We start from the raw sequence: 22,533 nt of genomic DNA, 5'->3' as shown, positions 1-22,533 counted from the left end.
CTAAACCACTAGATGTCGGCACAGTCGGGGTGGGGATTTGGCGAAAGCGGCTCGGGCTCGGGCAAATCGGGCCAGGCGAGCCAGTAATCCGAGGGACGCAGCAATTGCCTGGAGATGCCGGTTATGCGCTCAATGGCCACGCCCTTCCTGGGCCCGACGAGCTTGTATCCGTATGCGATCTGACGGAGGTATTCCCAGCTCGTTTGCTGTGCAGCACACTGGGCTCTGGCTTGATCCAGAGGCGTCTTCTTGAGCCATTCGATCAGTGGCTCGATGCGGGGGAATCGTTTGGCGGCGTTCATATGTACCAAATAGTACATTTATTTGGAACAGATGTCTTGTACTTTTTGGTAAAGCGGGTGTACCTAATGCAGAATCCGCGCCATGGACGCCGCTGCACAGGAAATGCAGGTCCGCCGGGACCAGTTACGTGCGTGGATTTCCACGCACTACCCGAGCACGCGCGCGTTCTGCCTGGCCCATGGCCTTAATGAGAGTGAAATCTCCCAGTTGTTGCGCACGAAGAGCTTTGGCTCCCGCCGTGCGCGCAATCTTGAAGAACAGACGGGAATGCCCTTGCGGTACTTGGAGGGCATCGTAGGTACCGCCGCCGCAACGGAGGCCGGCCGCCCCGCTCCTTCAAAGGCAGCGACCACTCATTGGCCGTTTCGCCACTCTTCCTACGACGAATTCATGCTGCTCAGCCCCGAAAAGCGGGCCGAACTGGACATCCGCGTGTCTGAGTTCATCGCTGGTGCTATGCAGAAAAAAAGATCGGCATAGATCCCACGCACGAACTGCGAACTGCAGCGTCAAACTGGCGAGTTCAGCCACCACCCGCACCGCACTACGACTGGTCTGGTCCGCACCGGATCGCGGACGAGCCGACTGACGCCGGCTGAAAATCTATCGTCTATGTGACGCATTGTATCTTGTATTGCTATTTGTCGCGAAAAGAGCACATTTTGAATTATGTACCAAAAGGTATTGACTGCATATGTACTAAAGAGTACAGTCAAATCTACACGCTCTTTAACAATGCGCAACAGTAGTACCGTCCCGCGTCCGCTGCGAAGCGACGCCAAGGGGAGCTGGCCGCGAGGAATGAAAGGCCCTGGGGACGAAAACAAGCGGCAAAAATCTAGGGGGTCGAGTAGAGGCCCGTGAAGTCCGACCAGGTGCACAACACCGGGTTGAAAAAATCTGTCCAGGCGCCGAGCCTGGAAGACCACCTAGATCTCGAACAAAGCGAGGTGAGGTTCGAAGAACCCCCTGCTTCATCTGGCGGATCCTGTGAGGGAGGCACTTCTTCTAAGGCCGTCAACGAGCGCCCCAGCACTATCAGCATGCCTCCCGTGGCGAGTAACGGGTCAGGCGAAGACCAGGCAGGGTCTCAACTTGTCTGCGCCGTGCAAGTCGGCAGGAAGCCGCCAACGTTGTGGTATCTCGGCGGCGGCATCCGAATCGGCGTTCGCGCCCGTCGGGCAAGTGCGTGTTTAGCAGCTAAACGCTGACGCACGAGCGCACCGATTCGGATGATCTCATCACTCTCAAGTTCAACCACAATCGCAAAGGAGACGCGGATGCTTGGCATCTTGGCGGGCGCCTTGGCCCTAACGGCAGTTCTATGCATAGTGCTGGGGTACGGATGCTGGCGCTTGTGTGCGGTCCTAGATCTATACCGTATTCAAGCCGCCGAAGAACGGAAGCATTGCCAGAAAGTTCTCAGGGAAAAGGATGAGTTCTTGGGCGGAATCCTGGCTGTTTTGCGTCGAGGTGAGGGAGGTATAGCCCAGCGGCTGTCCGAAAGCGTGGAAATTGCCGAAACAATCCACGCACGCGCACCCGAATTACTCGACCATTGCGCCAGTCTTGCCCACTGGCTACACGCCAACGATCAGTTTCTGGAAGATCTATTCGTAGCTGCCGCGAAACAAATTGATGGCGAACAAAGCCGGCGCGTATGGAACATGAAGTGCAGCGACCGCAAGTTCATCTTCCGCCGAATTTATGAGCGCGCTGGCGTTTCCATCACCGACATACGCAAACGAAGCGAAATCGCTAACTCTGTTTAGCCGCTAAACGCTTACGCACGAGCGCTCCGATTCGAATGCCCGACTTGCCTCTGCCCGAGTCGACTGCGGGCCGCGAATTTATCGTTTCCACATGGAGGATTCGTGTCGTCCAATCTGATGTTTCTTCTCTTCATCCTATTTCAGGGATTGATTGTGGTTGCCGTTATCGTTCACGCCGACAACGAGAACGAGGCATGGCCGTTGATCGCGGTCGGGACAGTTGGCACGTTAGCCATTGTGTTGGTTTGGGCATACATGTCTCGTGCGTGAGCCTCCGAATCGTTTAGCAGCTAAACGCTCAAGCACGAGCGCTCGGATTTCCTCTCATTCGTACAACGCGCTGCGACATTGCTTCGCGGAAAGGCTGGCACTGATGGATAGAACCCTCTACCCGGTCGAAATTGCCCTCGGCGAAAAGACCCAGATCTACTCCCCTGAATTTCAGTCGTTGGAAGAGCATGTCGCGGCTTGGAAGCGTGTGCTGCTGCTTTCCCACGGAAAGGCCGACGTCCGCTGTTGCTGTCTCGGCCCTGGCCATAAGCGGCTGTCGATACATAGCCGCACGAACTCCGACCGCTTTCACCTGGCACGGTTTCCGGAGACCGGGCCGGATCATAGCGAGGACTGCATCTACTATGGCGTCGATCCGGGAATGTCAGGGCTTGGCGGATATAGGCGCGGCGTGGTGCAAGAGCTGGATGATGGCAATACCAAGATCAAGCTCAAGGTTGGTCTTCAGCAACGCCCGACAGCAGCCCCGGAAGAAGAGAACGCCGCTGCTGGTGCTGACAAGAAGATGGCAACGGCTCGCGCCCGATCTGGCCAGGCAAGCATGACATTGCTCGGCCTGCTCCACTACTTGTGGACGGAGGCCGGCTTCAATGCCTGGGCGCCATCCATGAATGGCAAACGCAGCGTCGGCCTCGTGCACTACCACCTATTGCGTGTTGCCTCATCCACTTTTGCGGGTCGCGTTCGCTTGTCCAGCAATCTGGTGATTGCTGCGACGGCGGCTGACGGGCAGCAGGCCGGACTGAACAAGGCGAAATCCACTGAAGCGATGAACCGGCGCCGCCGCCTGGTTGCCGTTGCGCCCTTGGCACAGTACCAGCCTGGCATGGAAGCGGCCGGACGACTGCCAATCATGGGCTTTCATGGCATCCCACACCTCACGCTTTCAGCAGAGGACTGGGAAGTCTTGCAGCGCCGCTTCATGGCCGAAATAAATGGATGGATGTCGGGTGACATGGTCATTGCCATCGCACAGACAGACGTTCCCACTCCCGCCGCAGGTTCGATGAAGGCGCGGGTTGTAGATCTCGCCCTCATGACCGTGACCCCTCAATGGATCCCCGTCGATTCGGGCTATGAGGCCGCGGTGGTGGCTGCCTTGGTCGCAGCCGAGCGTCGCTTCGAAAAGCCGCTCCGATTCGATGCCGGGACCGAGCATGTCTTTCCCGACTTCTGGTTGCGCGATCGCAGTGAGATCGTGCCAATGGAGGTTTGGGGCCTGACGGATCCAGACTATGCGGCACGCAAAGAGCAGAAGATCGCTCACTACGACGAGAAGTACGGTCCCGGCAAATGGTGGCAGTGGGACGCCGCCGCCGGAGCGCCGATACCGCCTTTTCCCTGAATTCACTTGAGCGAACCATGTTTACGGCGATTTAAATTTGCACCTTGGTGTTCATCGCCACGGTGGGATACGCACTGATGGCTAAGACGCGAGCGGCCTGGACCCTTGTGCTCAGCGAGGTTCTGATCGGTTTCGGCTACGTCGCCTACACCTTCCCTCTGTCCAAACTCTGAAGGACCCGTTCTTTCCTATGAATAGAATTATTTCGTTGATCGCTTCCTGCACCTTCGCCATCTTGGGGTCGATACTTGCAGGAAACGCCGTGATCAAGGGCGACCATGGTTCGGCTGCAATTGCCCTGGCCCTCCTCGCATTGTTCTTCAAACTGGAAGCCGAGCTTCCCGAGTTCCAGGACATTCTGCGCCAACAGCGCAATTAGGAGGCGCACCGTTTGGAACGCGCTGCCGCCAATTGAGGTGCTTAGACCTGGCGCCATGTCCCTGGTGAATTAGGAGATCAAATGTTCGAAAGCAAGCTGCTCATATTCTTCGCTGCGCTCATTGTTTTCGTCGCCTCATATTTCGTTGGAAAACTCTTGTTTTGACGAGACAAATTTCCCTCCACCGTCAGTCCACTCAACTCTATGAGGCAATACGAATGCCATTACGCTATCGACCCGTCGCGTGGGTCGTCGTGGAGAAGGCTTCCGAATGTACAGGCAGGTCTGTCCATTCGTTCCGGCATCTGATCCGAGACGGCTACCTAATCGAGGGCAAACACTGGAAATGGTCCGACGACAATCGCCAACACATCAATCTTGAAGCGTACGACGAATGGGTATCAGAGAGCACCTCGAAGGGATCGAAGCGAGGACGACGTCGATCCGAATCGACTTCCGCTGGAACAATCAGCGCTACCGTGAACGTGTAAACCTGAGCCCCACCGCTGCCAACATGCGGGCGGCAGCGCGCATGAGAAACGAGATCCTGCAAGCAATTGACCTGGGCGTGTTCACGTGGGACGACTTTGCGCGTCACTTCCCCGACTCCCCGAGCATCCCGGTCAAAGAAGTATCCGCTCGAGGAGCCACCTTCAACGAGATGGCCGACATGTGGCTGAAGCTCAACAGTCACAAAGCTGCAACGACGCTGAGCGAGTACGAGAACCTGCTGAACTCCCGCTGGCGCCCGTTGTATGGGCATCGCCCGATTGCGGAGATCACCTTCGAAGAGCTGGCCATGGATGTAGCCGCATTTCCACGCGTGGCGGCGAAGACGTTCAACAACATGATGACACCGGCTCGTCAAGTTTGGGCGTTGGCGCTCAAGATGCGGAAAGTGACGGAGAACATCACGTTGGAGATTGAAAGCCGCAAGGGCCAGGAACCTGAACCGGATCCTCTGCTCATGTCGGAAGTGCTTCAAGTTGTCCAGCACGTCGAAGAACACTTTGGTGCCGCCTGGCGGAATTACTTCGAAGTAGCGTTCTTCACCGGTGTCAGACCGTCAGAACTAATCGCCCTGCTATGGACGAGCGTAGATCTTTCAAGAGAACAAATCCGCATCGACCGAGCGCTCGTGAGGCGTCACCACAAGGCGACTAAGACATACAAGTCGCGGGACGTGGATCTGCAGCAACCGGCGCTCGAAGCACTCAAACGCCAAAGGCAACTGACGTTTCGTCCCGGGGGGCATGTGTTCCTGAATCCTCAAACTGGGGAGCCATTCGTGGATACGGCAGATCCCGTTCGAAAAGTGTGGCGTCCGACGCTATCCGCCTTGGGCATCCGTGATCGGGATGCGCGCCAGACTCGGCATACATATGCCACGCTTGGTCTACACGCTGGAATGAACCCTGGCTATCTCTCGCGCCAGATGGGTCACAAGAATGCGCAGATGTTCTTCCGCGTCTATTCCAAGTGGATCGATGGGGAGTCCAATCAGCGGGAAAAGGCGAAGATGGCGGCCCTATATGCCGAGCATTTGCCTGCCCGCGAGCCGTAACTGGAAGTCCAAAGAACTCGCGTTAATTCGCATACTTTGGCCCCAAAGTGGACCCAAAAAAACGTAAGCCTTTGATTTGATGGCGCGCCCGACAGGAATCGAACCTGTATCAAGAGCTTCGGAAACTCTCATTCTATCCATTGAACTACGGGCGCAGCGCAAGGAGGCGGTATTGTACCCAGTTTTCGCGGAACTGCATGAACGAGATCAAATCTTCCGTCAAACTCAGCGAAAACCCGGTCAGATGCATTGGACGCGTGTCTATGACACCGTTATATAATCCAGCGTTTGCTTGCAAGGCGGGCCGTCCATGCCGCCGACTTGTGCAGTACTGATTTTCTGTTGCCGCCGCCAGGCGCCCCCGGTACCCGTTAGCAGGATTTGGTCATGAGCAACGAGCAGGAACACATAGAAGAGCACTCCTCCCCCATCAAGACCCCGAAGCAACTGATCGTCACGATCGTCCTGTCTTTCGTGATCCCGATCGCCATCATCATCCTATTGGTGAACATGGTGGTCTCGGGCAACAAGACAGGAGCGGGTTCGGACACACTGTCCCAAGAAGCCGTCGCCAAGCGCATTGCCCCGGTCGCGGGTTTTGAACTGATCGATGCGAATGCCCCCAAGGTCTTCAAGACCGGCGAACAAGTTTTCGCCGCCGTCTGTACGGCCTGTCATACCGCCGGCGTGGCTGGCGCACCCAAGGTGGGCGATAACGCCGCCTGGGCTCCCTTCATCACCGCGGGCTACGACGCCATGATGAACGTGGCCCTGCACGGCAAGGGCGGCATGCCCGCCAAGGGCGGCAACCCCACGCTGTCCGACTACGAAGTCGCGCGCGCCGTGGTGTACATGGCCAACAAGTCTGGCGCTTCCCTGCCCGAACCCGCCGCTCCGGCCGCGGAAGGCGACAAGAAGGAAGCGGCTGCCGCTCCCGCCGCCGCACCCGCAGCGCCCGCAGCTGCGGCCCCGGCTGCGGTTGCAGCTGCCCCGGCACCGGCCGCTGCGGCGCCGGCGCCCGCTCCGGCTGCTCCCGCCGCCGCCCCGCAAGCGGCAGCAGCGGTCAACCCGGCCGGCGAAAAGCTGTACAAGAGCGTCTGCTTTGCCTGCCATGCCACCGGTGTGGCCAACGCCCCCAAGTTCGGCGACAAGGCCGCTTGGGATCCGTACATCAAGACCGGCATGGACGCCATGGTGAAGGTCGCCATGCAAGGCAAGCCGCCGATGCCCCCGAAGGGCGGCGCGGCCAACGCCTCGGAAGACGATATCCGCGCAGCGGTGCAGTACATGGTGGATGCGGCCAAGTAAGACTCGCCGCCCACGATGAAAAAAGCCCCTTGAGCCAATCAAGGGGCTTTTTCTTTGCGCGCTGGCGCGCCGGTTATTCGCGGATCAGGCCGATCGCCTTGGAAAACAACGCCTGCTGCTCCTGCAGATAGGCGCCGTACTCCTGCGGGCTCAGCACGCTGATTTCCGCGCCGATGCCGCCCAGGGTCTTGTTCACCTCATCGCCCTGCTCCGCCACGACCTTGCGGGCGGCCTGGTACAAGGCATCGACTACCTGGGGCGGCGTGCCCTTGGGCGCCATCAGCCCATAGATGGTGGGGCTGCCGACCTCGTAGCCCAGTTCGCGCAGAGTCGGCACGTCCGGATAGGCCGCCAGCCGCTTGCTGCTGAAGACGGCCAGCGGCCGCAGGCCGCCGGACTGGATGTGCGCCTGCGCCGGCCCCACCGCGGACACGGCGATATCCGTGTGGCCACCGAGCAAGGCGGTGACCGCCGGCGTGCTGCCCTGGAAGGGGATGTGGCGCAATTTGACCTTGGCCTCGGAAGCGAACGTCTCGCCCAGCAGATGGCTGATGCCCATGGCGCCCGAGGTGCCGTAGGAGATGGCGTCGGGCCGCGCCTTGGCATCGGCCACCACGTCGGCCAGGGTCTTGTACCTGGACTTCCCGGGCGCGACGATCATCATGCCGCCCAGGGATATGGCGGCGACCGGCGCGAAGGACTCCGTCGTGTACTTGATCTCCTTGTTGGCCAGCGGAACCACGACCAGCGCGCCCGGCGAACTGCCCACGATGGTATAGCCGTCGGGCGCCGCCGAGGCCGTGTATGCCGCGCCTATGCCTCCCCCCGCGCCGGGCTTGTAGTTCATCACGATGGGCTGGCCCAGGTATTGCCCCATCTTCTCGGTGATGGGCCGCAGCATCTGGTCGGTATCGCCCGGCGCGAACGGAATGATCAGTTGCACCGGCTTTGCCGGATAGCCGGCATGTGCCGGCGCGCTCAGGGCCAGGCCCAGCGCAAGAGAGGCGAACGCGCCACCAAATCGTTTGAAGCTATGCATGCATGTCTCCTGTGTTTTTATTTACCGGCTGTACGACCAGCCGTTCATTCATGGTCGATCTGTATGGCCTCCAGAAAGCGCGACACCATGTTGTACGCGGCCACCGTGGCCGTGATCTCGACGATCGCGCGGGCATCGAAAGCCTCGCGGACGGCGGCGAACGTAGCGTCCCGGACCCGGATCTCGCGCGTCATCTCATCGCAATACGCCATGGCCGCGCGCTCGCCCGCGTCCAGCGATGTGAAATCGCCGGTCTTCAAGCCCTGCACCTGGTCTTCGTTGCAGCCCGCTTTCAAGGCGATCGGCAGATGCTGCTCGAACTCGTAGTCGGCCTGGTTCAGCACCGCGACGCGCAGGATGAGCATCTCCCGCAGTTTGGGCGCAAGCCCGCTGTGCTGGCGTATCGCCGTGAGATAGGCCAGCCAGCCCTGCGCCACCGGCGGGCTGTTGAGCAGCATCCGATAGAGATTCGGCAGGCTGGACCGCTCCCGTTCGATGCGTTCGACCAGCGGCCGGATCTCCGGCCTGGCGATACCCGCATATTCAATTCGCGCCATCGTGATTCTCCTCAGCTTGGTTTTCAGTCGCAGCGGGCGCTCATGCCCCCGTCCACGATCAGTTCGGTTCCGGTGATGAAACGCGCCTCGTCCGAGGCGAGAAAGAGCACGGCATTGGCCGTGTCCCGGCCATCGCCGGAAAGCGGCAACGGAATGCGGCGGCGCCGCCGCTCCAGCAAGGCGTCGATGTCGCCCGCGCTCTGCTGGCCGGCGAGGAAGGCATCGACCAGCGGCGTATGGAGCTGGCCCGGCAGGACGGTGTTGATGCGCACCCCCTTGCCGGCGTATTCCACGGCGGCCACACGGCCGAACTGCATTACGCCGGCCTTGGCCGCCGCATAGCCGACCTGCGGCGCGCCGGTCCAGCGTATGGCCGAGGTCGAAGACACGTTGACCACGGCGCCAGCGCCCTGCTCCTGCATGATGGGCAGGACGTGCTGGCAGGTGGTGAACACCGAGGTCAGGTTCAAGTCGAGCTGCCTGCGCCAATCCGCTTGCGTCAGCGCCGCCGCACCGCCGGGAATGGGACCTCCCACGTTATTGACCAGAATGTCGATCCGCCCGTGACGCCGCGCCACGGCTTGGACCAGCGCAGCGACCTGGGCCGCGTCGCCCACATCGCAGATCTGGGTTTCGATGCGGGACCGGTAGCGTCCAGCCAACTCCAGGGTCTCGGGCAGTGACTCCGGCCGTATGTCCACCGCGACCACCACGGCCCCCTCCTGGGCGAAGCGCACGGCGATCGCTCTTCCGTTGCCCCAACCCGGTCCCACGCAACCCGCGCCGAAGATCAAGGCCACCTTGCCCGCCAGGCGTCCGGCGCCCGCTTGCTCATGCACGTTCATCGCGACTATCCCCGCTCAACGCGTTGCCATGGTGATGCCGCCATCCACCACGATCTGCTGCCCCGTGATGTAGCGGCTCTCATCGCTGGCCAGGAAAGCCACGGCATGGGCCACGTCCCAGGCGTCGCCCATGCGACCCGCGGGCACCTGGGCATGGCGGTGCGCCACAAAACCCTCGTAATCACCCTTGGCGTATTTCTGCGCCAGGCGTTCCACCAGGGGCGTGAACATCAGTCCTGGCACCACCGAATTCAGCCGCACGCCGTCTTGCGCATAGATGACCGCGGTGGTGGCCGTCATCTGCATCAGGGCGGCCTTGGCGGCGGCATAGCCGACCTGGGGTTTGCCCGCATAACGCAGCCCGGCGATGGACGAAATGTTGATAATCGATCCTCCACCAGCGCTCTTCATGAGGGGGATGACGTGCTTGCAGCACAGGAAGGCAGAGGTCAGATTCACCTGGATCTGATCGTGCCAAAGATCCTCCGGCATGGAGACCGGGTCGCCCGGTTCCGAGCGGCCCACGTTGTTGACCAGCACATCGATACGGCCATGCGTCTCCATGCACGCCCGCACCAGTTCCGCCACCTGGCTGCCGTCCGTGACGTCGCACTGCCGGACCGTGATCTTCCCGCCCTCCGCGGCCACGGCCTGCGCGGACTGTCGCGCCGCGTCGATGTTCAGATCGCAACCGAAAATCGCGGCGCCCTGCCTGGCAAGCACCGCCGCAGCAGCCTTTCCATTTCCCCAACCTGCGCCCAGCGTGCCGCAACCGGTCACCAGGGCTACCTTTCCATCAAGACGAAACATCCCAGCTCCAGAGAGAGATCGTGATGCAAAGGCTAAGGCAGCCAGGTCTTCTGGTTAAGTTCCGATTTGAACGGCATTGATAGACAAAAAGAATGAATCTGACGACGAGACAACTGCGCATCTTCGTGATGCTGGCCGAAACGCTGAGTTTTCAGAGAACGGCCGAGATGCTGCACGTAACTCAGCCAACGCTGAGCAAGCTGCTGAAGGAAACGGAAGAGACGCTGGGCGTCAAACTCTTCGAGCGCACCACCCGCATGGTGCGCCTGTCGCGCGAAGGCCAGGACATCCTGGAGATTGCGCACAGGATCACCGCTCTGCATGAAAAAGGCATGCTGGAACTGGACCAACGGCTGCGCGATCGCCACAACCGCGTCGCCGTCGCGGCCCTGCCCACGCTTGCGGCGTCGCTCATTCCCCTGTTGATCCAAAGCCTTGCGCGCAAACACCCGCGGGTACGGGTGGAGGTCTACGATCCCATCGCCAGCGAGGCCTTGCAACTGTTGCGCGAGCGGCGAGTGGACATCGCCGTGACCACGATGAACGAGGAAGGCGCCTCCGACCTCGTCTATCAGGAGTTGTTCACCGAGCCCTTCGTGTTGTTCCACAGCGCCCAGATCAAGCCGGACGTCAGGCACTGGATGCCCATGGAATTGGCCCGGCTGCCCTTGATCAGCATGCCGCCCGGGACCAGCGTGCGGGTCCTGACCGAACGCGCCTTCCAGGCCGCGGCACAACCCTTCAATCCGGTCTATTCCCTTCGGGACCTGAACGCCATCGCACGCTTCGTGCAGCACAACTGCGGCATTGCGCTGTTGCCGGAGTCGTCGCTGGACAACGCAACGCAGCGCGGCGTGCGCAAGACCCGCCTGCGGCAGGCGCTTTCGCGCTCCGTCGGCATGTATATCCGGCGGGAGAGCCAGCCCTCGGGGCTGCTGCGCCAAACGCTGGATGAATTGCGCCGCCTGGGCCGGGACCGCCAGTCGCGACCCGATTGAGCGGGCTGGGGTCCGTGCTCAGGCGCGGGCCACCCAGGCGCCGTCCACTTCGGCCAACTGGCTGCTGATCTGGCTGGCGGCCTCGATCACCGCCGCGCGAAAAGGCTCGAGGCGGCAATGCTCGGCGCGCACGATCAGGCTCAATCCGGCCACCACCCGCTGCTCCAGGAAGATGGGCGCGGCTATGCCTATGGTCCCAGGCGTGATCTCGGAATCACTGACCGCTACGCCCGCCTCGCGGATGGCGTCGAGTTCCAGGCACAGGTCCTTCAGGCTCTTCCAGTGCGAGATGGCGCGCGCTTCCTCTTCATGGGCCAGGTACATGCGCTCCAGGGCGCGGCGGCTCTGGTGCGCCAGGATGACTTTGGAGGTCGCGCCGCGAAACATCGGCATGGTGGCGCCACGTTCGTAGCGTCCGACGCGCGCGGCCGGATCGCCGATTTCCTGGTGGATGCACATGACCTTGTCCTGGTAGCTGCGCGTCAGCACCGAGGCCGACGAGGGCGTGGTCGCCTCCACCAGGCGGCGCATGTGCGGCTCGGCCACCTTCAGCAAGGGATCGCCATGGCGCATCAGCAGGTCGAAATGGGCAAAGGTCGGCCCCAGCACGTAGCGCGCGCCCATCACCGGGGTCAGGAAATCGGCGCGGACCAGTTCCTGCACGTCGCGATAGGCTGAGCTGACGGACACATCCATTTCGACGGCGATGTCCTCGACCGACCATGCGGCACGCCTGTCATAGAGCTGCAGGATGTGCAGTATCCGGTTGCGCGTCCTGATTTCACCCGCCACGTCGACCTCTCCCTATCGTTACGCCTGTGCGGCGCGTGATTTCGCATCCATTGCGAAATTCAATTTCTCCGCGATTCTAGCAGCGTCATTCTCACCTCCCGGCCGACGCGTCGCGACGCGAAACCGTGGGGACTTGCCAAAGCCTCAACTCGATGCAAAAATCCATTTAATCGCAATGATTGCGAATTTATTATTTTTTGCAAAGGTGCATCATGGCAGACGGCGAGATATCCGAAACGCGCATTCCGGTCACTTTGCTGACGGGCTTCCTGGGCAGCGGCAAGACCACCCTGCTGAATCACTGGCTGCGCGACCCGGCGCTGGCCGGTGCGGCGGTCATCGTCAATGAGTTTGGCGAGATCGGCATCGATCACGCGCTGATCGCCAGCAGCAACGACAACACCATCGAACTGACCACCGGATGCCTGTGCTGCACCGTGCAAGGCGACCTGGTCGAGACCCTGCGCGACCTGCGCGCCAAGCGCAGCGCCGGAACCATCGCCGCCTTCGATCGCATCCTGATAGAAACCACGGGCATGGCCGACGTGGTGCCGGTCATCCAGGCGCTGATGACGTTCCCCGTCGCGCGCTCGTTCCGCCTGAATCGTGTGCTGACCGTGGTGGACGCCATCAACGGGCCGGGCACGCTGGCCGCGCACCCGGAAGCCATCAAGCAGGTGGCCGTCGCCGATGCCTTGATCGTCACCAAGACCGAACTGCCCGGCGCGCAAGTCGCGGCGCTGGTGGACACGCTGGCGCGCGTCAACCCAGGGGCAACGCTCGTGGTGTGCAACCCTGCGGCCCGGCCGGATGCCACGGTGCTGGACGGGCCCGATGTCTACGATGTGAACGTGCGTCCGGAGCAGGCGCGGCAATGGCTCAATGCCGCGCCTTACGCGGACGGACACGGGCATGGTGGGCATGGGCATGAACACACCCATAAGCACCACACGCACGCGCATGGCCACGACCATGCCCGCATCGACAGCTTCTGCCTGGATTTCGCCGCCCCCTTGCAATGGCCGCAAGTCAGCGCGTGGCTGGATGCGTTGGTCATGGCGCATCCGGACGAGCTGCTGCGCGTCAAGGGCATCCTGCACATCGCCGGCCACGAGCGGCCCATCGTGCTGCAGGCCGTGCAGCGCTTGTTCCATCCCCCCACCGAATTGCCGGACTGGCCCGACACGGACCGGCAATCCCGCATGGTTTTCATTACCAAAGGCCTGAGCAAAGACTACGTCATGCAGGTCTGGGACACGGTGCGGCAGCGCGCTGTCCCGCCTGCCGCACGCGCGGCCTGATCGTTTTGGCATTCCCCATCACAAGGAAAACAGCATGGACACTTTGATCAAGAACGGCCTGGTGGTCACTCCGCAGGGCCGCGTGCGCGCCTCCATCGGCATCCGCAACGGCAAGATCGCCGGCCTGTACGAGGCCGGCAGCGAGCCCGACGCGCGGGACGTCATCGATGCGAGCGGCCTGGCCGTCCTGCCGGGCGCCATCGATATGCACTCGCACCACCGTCAGGGCTCGCAAAAGGGTTTCGAGTACAAGGACACGATCTTCACCGCCACCCAGCAATGCGCCGCGGGCGGCGTCACCACCAGCGTGGGCATGCCCAACGTCAATCCGCCGCCCAACTCGCTGGACCTGCTGGAAAAGCAGTTCGCCATCTACCGCAGCGACGCCGTGGTCGACTGGAACTTCAATCCGGCGCCGACGATAGAGTCGGAAATGGAAGCCATGACCGCCACCGGCATTGCGGCGTTCAAGATCTTCATGGTGGTGGACACGGGGCGCGATTACCCGCACATGCCCGGCATCGGCGTGCATGACCACGGCAAGCTGTTGCGCATCATGCAGCGCTGCGCCGAACTGGACGTGCCATTGATGGTGCACCCGCACGACCAGGCCTTGATGGACGTGATCGAACAGACCTACTGGGACCGCGGCGAACGCGACGCGCTGGCCTATGCGCGCGCCTATGCCGCCCATGATGGCGTGATCTGGGAAACCGCCATCGCCACCCTGCTGCGGCTGCAGAAGGCGGCCGGCTGCCACCTGCACATTCTGCACACGCAGACCGCCGGCAGCGTGCAGCTCATCCGTGAAGCCAAGGCAGCGGGGCAGAAGGTGACCTGCGAGATCAATCCCTGGGCGCTGTTCCTGGGTTGCGAATGGTCGGCGATCCAGCGCCTGGGCTCGTATGCGCTGTCGTATTGGGTGCCGGAGAAGAACGTGCCGGGCCTGTGGGAAGGACTCAACGACGGCACCATCGATATCATTGCCACCGACCATGCCCCGCACACGCGCGAAGAGAAAGAAGTGGGCTGGACCGATGGCTGGAAAGCCCATACCGGCACGCCGTCGACCCAGTTCTACCTGAGCATGTTCCTGACCGCGGCGCAGGAAGGCAAGATCAGCCTGGAACGGGTGGCCGAGGCCTGCTCGGCCAAACCCGCCGAATTGTTCCGGCTGCGCGAAAAGGGTGAAATACGCGCGGGCCTGGACGCCGACCTGGTCCTGGTCGACCTGGAGACCGAATACGAAGTGCGCGACGAAGACGTCCTCAGCCTGGTGGGCTGGAGCCCCTATGCCGGCCGCCGTCTCATGGGCAAGCCGGTACGCACCCTGGTGCGCGGCGCCACGGTGTATGAGGACGGAAAAGTCGTCGGCGCCAAGGGCAGCGGCCAGATGGCTGCCGCGACCCGTTGAGTTCACGGCCGCGCATCACTACGACACAAGGGGAAAACATCATGAATCGTCGTCAGTTCTCGCGGCTGCTGGCCACCTCGCCGCTGCTGCTGTCCGCGCTGGCCCAAGCCCAGGAAGGGTCCGCCATCACACTGATCGTGCCTTACCCGCCGGGCGGCAACACCGACTATGTGGCGCGCATCACCTCCGATTCGCTGCGCCGCACGCTGGGGTCGTCAGTGGTGGTGAAAAACCAGGCGGGCGCGGGCGGAACCATCGCCACCGATGCGCTGATCCGTTCCCGCAACGACGGCAACACGCTGATGGTGGGGTCCATCGGCCAGGTTTCGCTGGTCCGGTTCCTGTTCAACGTGCGTTATGACCCGTTGAACGATCTGGTGCCAGTGGCCAACATCGCCAGCAACCCGCTGGTGCTCACGGTGCCGTCCAGCTCGCGCTTCCAGAACCTGGCGCAGTTGATCGAGTATGGCCGGGCCAAACCCGGCGCGTTGACCGTCGCGCACGGCGGCGAAGGGTCGATGTCGCACATGTCGGTGCTGGTGTTCCTGAAGCGCGCCGGTATCGAGGCGACGCTGATCGGCTACCGGGGCGGCGCGCCGGCCTTGCTCGACACCATGGGCGGCACCACCGACCTGTATTCGGCCAACATCTCCGAAATCCTGCCTTACAAGGATAGCGGCCGCATCCGCTTCCTGGGCGTGTCCAGCCGCCAGCCCGTGCCTCAGCTGCCGGGCGTGCCAGCCATCGCCGACACCATCCCGGGGCACGAGATCGAAACCTGGAACGGCCTGTTCGCGCCGCCCGGCACGCCCGCCGAAGTAGTGGACCGACTGGCCGACGCCGTGCAGGTCATGCTGCGCGACCCGGACGTGCTGAGCAAGTTCGACGCGTCCGGCAGCCAGCCGCGCGCAGGCGAGGTGAAGGACAAGTTCGCCCGCCGCATCCGCGACGACATCGCGCTCTGGACGCCGCTGGTCTCTCTGATCGGCGTCAAGCCGGCCAACTGAGGCGGCCGGTCCTTCAGGAAAAAAAGCCCGCAAGACACGAAGTCTTGCGGGCTTTTGTGTACATGCCAGGGCGGTGCCCTGCCATGCATAGCCATCACATCACTGTTCGCCAGTCGCCTGCGTCAGCGACATGCCGAGCTGCACGCGGCGCTGCAGCCACAGGCTGGGGCGATAGCGCGGATCGCCGGTCACGCGCTGCATGCTCTTCAGGATTTCCAGGATGCGGTCGGCGCCCAGCTTGTCGCCCAGGGCCAGCGGACCCACCGGATAACCCAGGCCCAGCGTCACCGCCAGGTCGATGTCCTTGGGCGTGGCGATCTGCTGTTGCGCGATGTCGCTGGCGATGTTGACGATGGTGGCCACGATGCGCTGGGCGATGAAGCCCGGCGAATCCTCGATCACCGTGACCGGCACGCCGTCTGCGGCGAGCAGCGCGTGCGCGGCATCGCGCCACTTGGCTTCGGTGGCGGGCGACACCATGATGGTACGGCGCTTGGCGGCGTCGAAGGCGTACAGCGTGTCCAGGCCGACCGTGCGGGCCGCGTTCAGGCCTTGCGCGGAAACCGTGGTGGAAACGTCTTCGCCGAAGGGCGTGACGAGGATAAGCGCGTCGGCGTCGGGCGTGGAACCGGTCACCAGCGTGGCGCCCAGCTTTTCGACCAGCGCGGCAGCGCGGGCGTACCCTTCGGCGTGCCTGGGGCTGACCCAGACCTTCAGGTTCTCGGGCAGCGCGGGCACGGGCGGCTCGGCCGGCACCTGCTTCTGGCCGTCGGCGTAGACGTAGAAGCCTTCACCGGCCTTGCGGCCGATCAGGCCGCCGGCCAGGCGCACGGTAGTGATGGGCGACGGACGGAAGCGCGGCTCATCGAAGAACTGGCGGTAGATGGATTCCATGACCGGGTGGGACACGTCCAGCGCCGTCAGGTCCAGCAGTTCGAACGGCCCCATGCGGAAACCGGCCTGCTCGCGCATCACGGCATCGACCTGGGCGAAGGTCGCCACGGCTTCCTGCGCCACGCGCAGGCCTTCGGTATTCATGCCGCGGCCGGCATGGTTGACGATGAAGCCCGGCATGTCCTTGGCGCGCACCGGCGTGTGGCCCATGCGGTGGGCCAGCTCGGCCAGCGCGTCGCCGACTTCGGGCGCGCTGCGCAGGCCGTCGATGACTTCGACCACCTTCATCAGCGCGACCGGGTTGAAGAAGTGGTAGCCCGCCACGCGCTGCGGATGCTTGCAGGCGGCGGCGATGGCGGTGATGGACAGCGACGAGGTATTCGACGCCAGGATGCAATCTTCGGCCACCACGCCTTCCAGCGCGGCGAACAGGTCGCGCTTGACGTCCAGGCGTTCGACGATGGCTTCCACCACCAGCTGGCAATTCGACATGTCGGTCAGCGCGGTGGCGGATTCGACGCGTTCCAAGGCGGCCTGCGCGTCGGCGGCGCTCAGCTTGCCCTTCTGGGCCAGCTTGTCCCAGGTCTGGCGCAGCGACTCGCGCGCGGCCGCCACGGCGTCGGCGCTGGTGTCGTACAGGCGCACGCGCAGCCCGGCTTGCGCCGCGATCTGCGCGATGCCGCGCCCCATGGCCCCGGCGCCGACGACGCCGATGGTTTGAATCTCCTTCATCACCACTCTCCTGCTTTTATTGGATGGGGTTCAGGCCCGGCTTTGCGCCAGCGCCAGGATTTCTTCGGCCGACAGGCCCAGTTTTTCGGCCAGCACCTGCTCGGTATGCTCGCCCAGCATGGGCGGCGGACGGCGGTACTCGACCGGGCTGTCGGAAAACTTCAGCGGGCTGGCGGCAATCGGCACCGTGCCTGCGGTGGGATGCGGCAATTCGCGCTTCATGCCGCGCGCCAGGACCTGCGGGTCTTCGTAGACCTGGTCCAGCGTATTGATGGGGCCGGCCGGCACGCCCACGGCTTCCAACGCGGCCAGCCAGTGGTCGCGCGCGCCGGTGGCCATGCGTTCGGTCAGCAGCGGCACCAGTTCGGCGCGGTTCTTCACGCGTTGCGGATTGGTGGCGAAGCGCGGATCGGCCGACAGCTCGGGCAGGCCGATCGCGCCGCAGTAATTGCGGAACTGGCTGTCGTTGCCGACCGCCACGATCAGGTGGCCGTCGCTGGCCGCGAACACCTGGTAAGGCACCAGGTTCTGGTGCGCGTTGCCGGCACGCTTGGGCGCCACGCCCGAGGTCATGTAGTTGAGGTTCTGGTTGGCCAGCATGCTGACCTGGCAGTCCAGCAGCGCCATGTCGATGTGCTGGCCCAGGCCGCTGCGCGAGCGTTCGTGCAGCGCGGCCAGGATGCCGACCGTGGAGTACATGCCCGTCATCAGGTCGGTCACCGCCACCCCCGCCTTCTGCGGACCGCCGCCGGGCAGGTCGTCGCGTTCGCCGGTGATGCTCATCAGGCCGCCCATGCCCTGGATCATGAAGTCATAGCCGGGGCGGCTGGCGTAGGGGCCGGTCTGGCCGAAGCCGGTAATGGAGCAGTAGATCAGGCGCGGGTTGAGTTCCTTCAGGCTGTCGTAGTCCAGGCCGTACTTGGAGAGGCCGCCGACCTTGAAGTTTTCCACCAGGATGTCGCTTTGCAGCGCCAGTTCGCGCACCAGTTCGGCGCCGCGCGGCGAGGCGATGTCCAGTGCCACCGACAGCTTGTTGCGGTTGGCGGACAGGTAATAGGCCGCCTCGGTGGTGTCGTTGCCCGCCTCGTCCTTCAGGTACGGAGGCCCCCAGGCCCGCGTGTCGTCGCCCGCGCCGGGGCGTTCGATCTTGATCACCTCGGCGCCGAGGTCGGCAAGGTTCTGGGTGCACCAGGGACCCGCCAGGACGCGGGTGAGATCCAGCACGCGTATGCCGGTAAGGGGAGCGGGACGTTGCGACATTAGTAATCTTTTCGCTGGAAGAGAAATGAAAACGTCCGGCTTGCGGCGGCGCGCAAGCCAGACTGGAGTTCCGTCATGCCGGCGGCGCGCGGCCGCTGGCGCGTCATATTCCGGCGCGGCCCAGGGCCGCTGCCGGATCACCGTCAGTCATGCAGGATATTAGCCTCTTGGGCCGTGTCCGCGCTCAGGAATGCGCCTTGATGGTTTCGCGGGCGATCACCAGCTGCTGGATCTGCGAAGTGCCTTCGAAGATGCGGAACAGGCGCACGTCGCGGTAGAAGCGCTCGACCGCGTACTCGGACATGTAGCCCGCGCCGCCGTGGATCTGCACCGCGCGGTCGGCCACGCGGCCCACCATTTCGGTGGCGTACAGCTTGCAGCAGGCGGCCTGCATGGTGGTGTTCTCGCCGCGGTCGCGCATGCGGGCGGCGTCCAGCACCATGCAGCGCGCGGCGTAGAGCTCGGCCTGGCTGTCGGCGATCATGGCCTGGATCAGCTGGAATTCAGCGATGGGCTGGCCGAATTGCTTACGCTCAATGGCGTACTTCACGGCGTCGCCCAGCAGGCGGTCGGCGATGCCCACGCACAGCGCCGAAATATGCAGGCGGCCCTTGTCCAGCACCCGCATCGAGGTGCGGAAGCCATTGCCCTCTTCTCCGCCCAGCAGCGCGCTGGCCGGGACGCGACAGTTGTCGAACACCACGTCGCTGGTCAGGGCGCCGGCCTGGCCCATCTTCTTGTCGGGCTTGCCGATGGTCAGGCCCGGCGTGCCGGCCTCGACCAGGAAGCACGAAATGGAATTGGCGCGGCGTTCCGGCGCGGTGCGCGCCATGACCGAGAACAGGCCGGCGATGGGCGCGTTGGTGATGTAGCGCTTGGTGCCGTTGAGCACATAGCTGTCGCCGTCGCGCACGGCGGACAGGCGCAGCGCCATGGCGTCGGAGCCGGCGTCGGGCTCGGTCAGCGCGAACGAGCCTATCAGTTCGCCGCTGGCCAGCTTGGGCAGGTAGTTGGCGCGCTGCTCGTCGGTGCCGGCCAGCACGATGGCTTGCGAACCGATGCCGATGTTGGTGCCGGCCAGCGAGCGGAACGCGGGCGAGGTCTGCCCCAGTTCGAAGACCACGCGCACTTCCTCTTCCATGGTCAGGCCCAGGCCGCCGTGGTCGGGCGAGATGGACAGGCCGAACAGGCCCAGTTCGCGCATCTCGTTGACGATGTCCGGCGGCACCTGGCCGCTTTCGGCCAGTTCGTCTTCGGCGGGGATCAGGCGTTCGTGCACGAAGCGGCGCACGGCGTCCAGCAGCAGGTTCAGGGTTTCGGTATCGAGGGCCATGATGGGAGTCTCAAAAAAAAGCGGGGCAAGCCGGGGACAGCCGCGCCTCAGGCGCGCATGCCTCCGACCAGTAGATCGAAATAGCCGGCGGCGATGGCTTCGGCGCTGTCGCCTTGGCCGGGCTTGTACCAGCGCACCATCCAGTTCAGCATGGACAGCACGGCGCGGCCGGCCGCGGCCACGTCCAGCGCGCGGAACTCGCCGGCGGCGACGCCCTGCGCGATCAGCTCGCGCAGGCGCTTCTCGTAGCCGTCGCGCAGCCGGGCGGCGTCTTCGCGTTCGGTCAAGGCCATGCCGGAATAGCCGATCAGCATGGTGACGAATTCGGCGTGGTGCTGCTCGAAGTAGCGCGCGTGGCTCACCATGAAGGCGCGCAGCCGGGCGGTAGCGCTCTCGGCCCGCGCCACGTCCTGGGCGACGGACTGGGTCAGTCCGCTCAGCACGGCCAGGATGATGGCGTCGTAGATGTCCTGCTTGGTGGTGTAGTAGTGGTAGATGGCCGCCTTGGAAACGCCGAGTGCTCCAGCCAGGTCCGACACCGAGCTGCCGTCGTAGCCGCTGCGGGCGAAGAGCTTGGCGGCTTCTTCCAGGATCCGTTCGCGCGGCGCCGCCACGGTGGGCGGGCGGCCGGCGCGGGCGCGTTTCTGGGTGGGAGGGGCGGAGGTCGCCATGGCTGCCTTTGGAAGGGCCGCGCCGGCGCTGCCGGAGGCTCTTGCGAACCTCCATTGACAGCGCTTCGGCGCATGCCGTTTAATAAGGATTAATTAATTACCGGACGGTCGGTAGGTAATTATAGGCACACCCGACTACGATGCTCAAGCCCTCTTTTGACCTTTTTTCCGCGACGACGCCATGCCCCACTCTCTCGTGACTGATTTGTACGGCCAGATGTCCCTGCCGGTCATCTGCGCCCCCATGTTCATCGTGTCCAATCCCAAGCTGGTGGTGGCGCAATGCACCAGCGGCATCGTGGGTTCGTTCCCGGCGCTGAACGCGCGCCCGCAGAGCCTGCTGAGCGACTGGCTGGACGAGGTCCAGGCTGGCCTGGCCTCGCACCGCGAAGCCAATCCCGGCGCGACCGTGGCGCCGTTCGCGGTCAACCAGATCATCCATCAGTCCAACGACCGCCTGGAGCAAGACCTGGCCGTGTGCGCCAGCCACCGCGTGCCGCTCATCATTACCAGCCTGCGCGCGCCCGGCGACCTGGTCAAAGGCGTGCATGACTGGGGCGGCAAGGTATTCCATGACGTGACCACGATCCGCCACGCCGAAAAGGCGCTGGAAGCCGGCGTGGACGGTCTTATCCTGGTGTGCGCCGGCGCCGGCGGCCACGCGGGCACGCTCAGCCCCTTCGCGCTGGTGTCCGAAGTGCGCCGCTTCTATGACGGCCCGCTGATCCTGTCGGGCGCAATCACCTCGGGCGCACACGTCCTGGCCGCGCAGGCCATGGGCGCGGACTTCGCCTACATGGGCACGCGCTTCATCGCCAGCGAGGAAGCCAACGCCAGCGAGGGCTACAAATCCGCCATCGTCGACGCCAGCGCCTCGGACATCCTGTACACCCCGTTCTTCACCGGCATCCCCGGCAACTACCTGAAGGCCAGCATCGCCGCCGCCGGGCTGGACCCGGCCAACCTGCCGCAGCCCGACAGCGGCGCGTCCAATTTCGGCTCCGGCCGGGTCAAGCCCTGGAAGGACATCTGGGGCGCGGGCCAGGGCGTGGGCGGCATCGCCAGCGTGCTGCCCACGCGCCAGATCGTGGACACGCTGCGCAGCGAGTACGCGGACGCCAAGAGCCGCCTGGCCAAGGGGTTCGGCGCATGAGCGGCGGGCTGCAAGTCAACCGCGACGGTGCGGTGCTGACGCTGACCATCAATCGTCCGGACCGCCGCAACGCGCTGGATACCGCCACCTATGCGGCACTGACCGAACAGATTGCGCTGGCCTCCGCCGACACGGCGCTGGCGGCGGTGATCCTGACGGGCGCGGGCGAACATTTCACGGCCGGCAACGACTTGCGCGACTTCCAGGCGGAGCGCGGCGCGGGCGACAGCGCCGGCCTGACGTTCCTGCGCGCGCTGACCATGGCGGACGTGCCGGTCATCGCCGCGGTCGAAGGCTACGCGATCGGCATCGGCGTGACTCTGCTGCAACACTGCGATTTCGTCCATATCGGCGAAGGCGCCACCTTGCGCATGCCGTTCGTAGCGCTGGGCCTGTGCCCGGAAGGCGCGTCCAGCCTGCTGATGCCGCGCCTGGCCGGCACCCGCCGCGCCGCTGAATGGCTGTTGCAGGGCAAGGCGTTCACGGCGCAGGACGCCTGCGACGCCGGGCTGGCGACGTCAGTCACGCCCAAGGGCCAGGCGCTGGCCGCCGCGCAAGCCACCGCCGCCGACCTGGCGCGCCAGCCGCCGGCAGCCCTGCGCCTGACCAAGGCCATGCTACGCCGGCCGGACCGCCAGGCGATCCAGGACACGCTGGACTACGAAGCCCAGCAGTTCCGCATCCGCCTGCAATCCGAAGAAGCGCAGGCGGCCTTCGCGAAGTTCTTCAAGAAGTAGGGAAGCCGGATGGCGCGCCTTGCCCCGG

Annotated in this window: 21 protein-coding genes and 1 tRNA gene; 11 read left to right on the top strand and 11 right to left on the bottom strand. The window is 63.8% G+C overall.

Features of this window, described 5'->3' with window-relative positions; all coding sequences use genetic code 11:
• Positions 1-8 precede the first annotated feature (8 nt).
• Complete coding sequence (locus AC6LKD_RS24170; RefSeq protein ID WP_279993765.1) at positions 9-302, bottom strand: hypothetical protein; 294 nt, start codon at positions 300-302, stop codon at positions 9-11.
• 82 nt (positions 303-384) lie between these two features.
• Here AC6LKD_RS24170 and AC6LKD_RS24165 point away from each other — a divergent pair, with 82 nt between their 5' ends.
• The 4 genes from AC6LKD_RS24165 (at position 385) to AC6LKD_RS24150 (ending at position 5,654) form a co-directional block, all read left to right on the top strand.
• On the top strand, positions 385-783 hold the full coding sequence (locus AC6LKD_RS24165) for a hypothetical protein (RefSeq protein ID WP_063959583.1): 399 nt from the start codon (positions 385-387) through the stop codon (positions 781-783).
• An 800-nt stretch (positions 784-1,583) separates the two neighbouring features.
• On the top strand, positions 1,584-2,075 hold the full coding sequence (locus AC6LKD_RS24160) for a hypothetical protein (protein ID WP_279993764.1): 492 nt from the start codon (positions 1,584-1,586) through the stop codon (positions 2,073-2,075).
• Between the two features lie 373 nt (positions 2,076-2,448).
• A complete protein-coding gene (locus AC6LKD_RS24155) occupies positions 2,449-3,711 on the top strand; it encodes a DUF1173 family protein (protein ID WP_279993762.1) in 1,263 nt (420 codons plus the stop codon).
• A 773-nt stretch (positions 3,712-4,484) separates the two neighbouring features.
• Positions 4,485-5,654 (top strand): site-specific integrase, encoded by a 1,170-nt coding sequence (locus tag AC6LKD_RS24150; protein WP_279993760.1) that lies wholly within the window; start codon positions 4,485-4,487, stop codon positions 5,652-5,654.
• A gap of 80 nt (positions 5,655-5,734) precedes the next feature.
• Here AC6LKD_RS24150 and AC6LKD_RS24145 read toward each other — a convergent pair.
• A tRNA-Arg gene (locus AC6LKD_RS24145) sits at positions 5,735-5,809 on the bottom strand.
• A 232-nt stretch (positions 5,810-6,041) separates the two neighbouring features.
• Between AC6LKD_RS24145 and AC6LKD_RS24140 the strand changes: the two genes are divergently transcribed.
• Positions 6,042-6,962, top strand: a complete 921-nt coding sequence (locus AC6LKD_RS24140) for a c-type cytochrome (RefSeq protein WP_498117697.1) — start codon at positions 6,042-6,044, stop codon at positions 6,960-6,962.
• Positions 6,963-7,035: 73 nt separating this feature from the next.
• Here AC6LKD_RS24140 and AC6LKD_RS24135 read toward each other — a convergent pair whose 3' ends face one another.
• Genes AC6LKD_RS24135 through AC6LKD_RS24120 form a run of 4 tightly spaced genes read right to left on the bottom strand, consistent with a single transcriptional unit; the run spans position 7,036 to position 10,213 of the window.
• Positions 7,036-8,001: a Bug family tripartite tricarboxylate transporter substrate binding protein gene (locus tag AC6LKD_RS24135; RefSeq protein WP_498117696.1), complete on the bottom strand. Its 966-nt coding sequence runs from the start codon at positions 7,999-8,001 to the stop codon at positions 7,036-7,038.
• Between the two features lie 44 nt (positions 8,002-8,045).
• Positions 8,046-8,558, bottom strand: coding sequence for a carboxymuconolactone decarboxylase family protein (locus AC6LKD_RS24130; RefSeq protein ID WP_498117695.1), 513 nt, complete (start codon positions 8,556-8,558; stop codon positions 8,046-8,048).
• Between the two features lie 23 nt (positions 8,559-8,581).
• A complete protein-coding gene (locus tag AC6LKD_RS24125) occupies positions 8,582-9,403 on the bottom strand; it encodes an SDR family NAD(P)-dependent oxidoreductase (RefSeq protein WP_013391168.1) in 822 nt (273 codons plus the stop codon).
• A 15-nt stretch (positions 9,404-9,418) separates the two neighbouring features.
• The gene (locus tag AC6LKD_RS24120; protein ID WP_013391167.1) at positions 9,419-10,213 is read right to left on the bottom strand and encodes an SDR family NAD(P)-dependent oxidoreductase; all 795 of its coding nucleotides are present in this window, start codon (positions 10,211-10,213) and stop codon (positions 9,419-9,421) included.
• A 92-nt stretch (positions 10,214-10,305) separates the two neighbouring features.
• Between AC6LKD_RS24120 and AC6LKD_RS24115 the strand changes: the two genes are divergently transcribed.
• Positions 10,306-11,211: a LysR family transcriptional regulator gene (locus AC6LKD_RS24115; protein ID WP_498117694.1), complete on the top strand. Its 906-nt coding sequence runs from the start codon at positions 10,306-10,308 to the stop codon at positions 11,209-11,211.
• A gap of 18 nt (positions 11,212-11,229) precedes the next feature.
• On the opposite strand, the gene AC6LKD_RS24110 is transcribed toward AC6LKD_RS24115, so the two are convergent.
• Positions 11,230-12,003 carry an IclR family transcriptional regulator gene (locus tag AC6LKD_RS24110; RefSeq protein ID WP_492275881.1) on the bottom strand — a complete coding sequence of 258 codons (774 nt, stop codon included), beginning with the start codon at positions 12,001-12,003 and terminating at the stop codon, positions 11,230-11,232.
• A 212-nt stretch (positions 12,004-12,215) separates the two neighbouring features.
• Between AC6LKD_RS24110 and AC6LKD_RS24105 the strand changes: the two genes are divergently transcribed.
• From AC6LKD_RS24105 to AC6LKD_RS24095, 3 genes are read left to right on the top strand one after another with little or no spacing between them, the layout of a single operon-like run.
• Positions 12,216-13,304, top strand: a complete 1,089-nt coding sequence (locus AC6LKD_RS24105) for a CobW family GTP-binding protein (RefSeq protein WP_492275880.1) — start codon at positions 12,216-12,218, stop codon at positions 13,302-13,304.
• On the top strand, positions 13,276-14,718 hold the full coding sequence (locus tag AC6LKD_RS24100; RefSeq protein ID WP_492275958.1) for a dihydroorotase: 1,443 nt from the start codon (positions 13,276-13,278) through the stop codon (positions 14,716-14,718). Before AC6LKD_RS24105 ends, AC6LKD_RS24100 begins: the two co-directional genes overlap by 29 nt.
• A 41-nt stretch (positions 14,719-14,759) precedes the next feature.
• Entirely contained in the window at positions 14,760-15,725 is a 966-nt protein-coding gene (locus AC6LKD_RS24095) for a Bug family tripartite tricarboxylate transporter substrate binding protein (protein ID WP_013391162.1), read from the top strand.
• Positions 15,726-15,824: 99 nt separating this feature from the next.
• Here the strand turns inward: AC6LKD_RS24095 and AC6LKD_RS24090 are convergent, their stop codons facing one another.
• From AC6LKD_RS24090 to AC6LKD_RS24075, 4 genes are all read right to left on the bottom strand, one after another.
• Positions 15,825-17,351 (bottom strand): 3-hydroxyacyl-CoA dehydrogenase, encoded by a 1,527-nt coding sequence (locus tag AC6LKD_RS24090; RefSeq protein ID WP_498117693.1) that lies wholly within the window; start codon positions 17,349-17,351, stop codon positions 15,825-15,827.
• 30 nt (positions 17,352-17,381) lie between these two features.
• Positions 17,382-18,611, bottom strand: coding sequence for a CaiB/BaiF CoA transferase family protein (locus AC6LKD_RS24085; RefSeq protein ID WP_498117692.1), 1,230 nt, complete (start codon positions 18,609-18,611; stop codon positions 17,382-17,384).
• Positions 18,612-18,795: 184 nt separating this feature from the next.
• Positions 18,796-19,944 (bottom strand): acyl-CoA dehydrogenase family protein, encoded by a 1,149-nt coding sequence (locus AC6LKD_RS24080; RefSeq protein ID WP_207468823.1) that lies wholly within the window; start codon positions 19,942-19,944, stop codon positions 18,796-18,798.
• A 47-nt stretch (positions 19,945-19,991) separates the two neighbouring features.
• On the bottom strand, positions 19,992-20,615 hold the full coding sequence (locus AC6LKD_RS24075; protein ID WP_492275877.1) for a TetR/AcrR family transcriptional regulator: 624 nt from the start codon (positions 20,613-20,615) through the stop codon (positions 19,992-19,994).
• Positions 20,616-20,796: 181 nt separating this feature from the next.
• On the opposite strand from AC6LKD_RS24075, the gene AC6LKD_RS24070 reads away from it, so the two are divergent.
• Together AC6LKD_RS24070 and AC6LKD_RS24065 are read left to right on the top strand one after the other, a co-directional pair.
• Positions 20,797-21,768, top strand: a complete 972-nt coding sequence (locus tag AC6LKD_RS24070; RefSeq protein WP_041652108.1) for an NAD(P)H-dependent flavin oxidoreductase — start codon at positions 20,797-20,799, stop codon at positions 21,766-21,768.
• On the top strand, positions 21,765-22,505 hold the full coding sequence (locus AC6LKD_RS24065; RefSeq protein ID WP_013391156.1) for an enoyl-CoA hydratase-related protein: 741 nt from the start codon (positions 21,765-21,767) through the stop codon (positions 22,503-22,505). The genes AC6LKD_RS24070 and AC6LKD_RS24065 overlap by 4 nt, the downstream gene beginning before the upstream one ends.
• The last annotated feature ends 28 nt before the right edge of the window (positions 22,506-22,533 follow it).

The organism is Achromobacter sp. D7-1 (genome assembly GCF_059760445.1).
Note: the sequence above shows the minus strand (reverse complement) of the source record. Positions and strands in the feature narration are given on the sequence as shown.

Bases quoted from the DNA above. Each gene is read 5' to 3' on its own strand.
- AC6LKD_RS24170 (WP_279993765.1), bottom strand. From the start codon at position 302: ATGAACGCCGCCAAACGATTCCCCCGCATCGAGCCACTGATCGAATGG.
- AC6LKD_RS24165 (WP_063959583.1), top strand. From the start codon at position 385: ATGGACGCCGCTGCACAGGAAATGCAGGTCCGCCGGGACCAGTTACGT.
- AC6LKD_RS24160 (WP_279993764.1), top strand. From the start codon at position 1,584: ATGCTTGGCATCTTGGCGGGCGCCTTGGCCCTAACGGCAGTTCTATGC.
- AC6LKD_RS24155 (WP_279993762.1), top strand. From the start codon at position 2,449: ATGGATAGAACCCTCTACCCGGTCGAAATTGCCCTCGGCGAAAAGACC.
- AC6LKD_RS24150 (WP_279993760.1), top strand. From the start codon at position 4,485: ATGGGTATCAGAGAGCACCTCGAAGGGATCGAAGCGAGGACGACGTCG.
- AC6LKD_RS24140 (WP_498117697.1), top strand. From the start codon at position 6,042: ATGAGCAACGAGCAGGAACACATAGAAGAGCACTCCTCCCCCATCAAG.
- AC6LKD_RS24135 (WP_498117696.1), bottom strand. From the start codon at position 8,001: ATGCATAGCTTCAAACGATTTGGTGGCGCGTTCGCCTCTCTTGCGCTG.
- AC6LKD_RS24130 (WP_498117695.1), bottom strand. From the start codon at position 8,558: ATGGCGCGAATTGAATATGCGGGTATCGCCAGGCCGGAGATCCGGCCG.
- AC6LKD_RS24125 (WP_013391168.1), bottom strand. From the start codon at position 9,403: ATGAACGTGCATGAGCAAGCGGGCGCCGGACGCCTGGCGGGCAAGGTG.
- AC6LKD_RS24120 (WP_013391167.1), bottom strand. From the start codon at position 10,213: ATGTTTCGTCTTGATGGAAAGGTAGCCCTGGTGACCGGTTGCGGCACG.
- AC6LKD_RS24115 (WP_498117694.1), top strand. From the start codon at position 10,306: ATGAATCTGACGACGAGACAACTGCGCATCTTCGTGATGCTGGCCGAA.
- AC6LKD_RS24105 (WP_492275880.1), top strand. From the start codon at position 12,216: ATGGCAGACGGCGAGATATCCGAAACGCGCATTCCGGTCACTTTGCTG.
- AC6LKD_RS24095 (WP_013391162.1), top strand. From the start codon at position 14,760: ATGAATCGTCGTCAGTTCTCGCGGCTGCTGGCCACCTCGCCGCTGCTG.
- AC6LKD_RS24090 (WP_498117693.1), bottom strand. From the start codon at position 17,351: ATGAAGGAGATTCAAACCATCGGCGTCGTCGGCGCCGGGGCCATGGGG.
- AC6LKD_RS24085 (WP_498117692.1), bottom strand. From the start codon at position 18,611: ATGTCGCAACGTCCCGCTCCCCTTACCGGCATACGCGTGCTGGATCTC.
- AC6LKD_RS24080 (WP_207468823.1), bottom strand. From the start codon at position 19,944: ATGGCCCTCGATACCGAAACCCTGAACCTGCTGCTGGACGCCGTGCGC.
- AC6LKD_RS24075 (WP_492275877.1), bottom strand. From the start codon at position 20,615: ATGGCGACCTCCGCCCCTCCCACCCAGAAACGCGCCCGCGCCGGCCGC.
- AC6LKD_RS24070 (WP_041652108.1), top strand. From the start codon at position 20,797: ATGCCCCACTCTCTCGTGACTGATTTGTACGGCCAGATGTCCCTGCCG.
- AC6LKD_RS24065 (WP_013391156.1), top strand. From the start codon at position 21,765: ATGAGCGGCGGGCTGCAAGTCAACCGCGACGGTGCGGTGCTGACGCTG.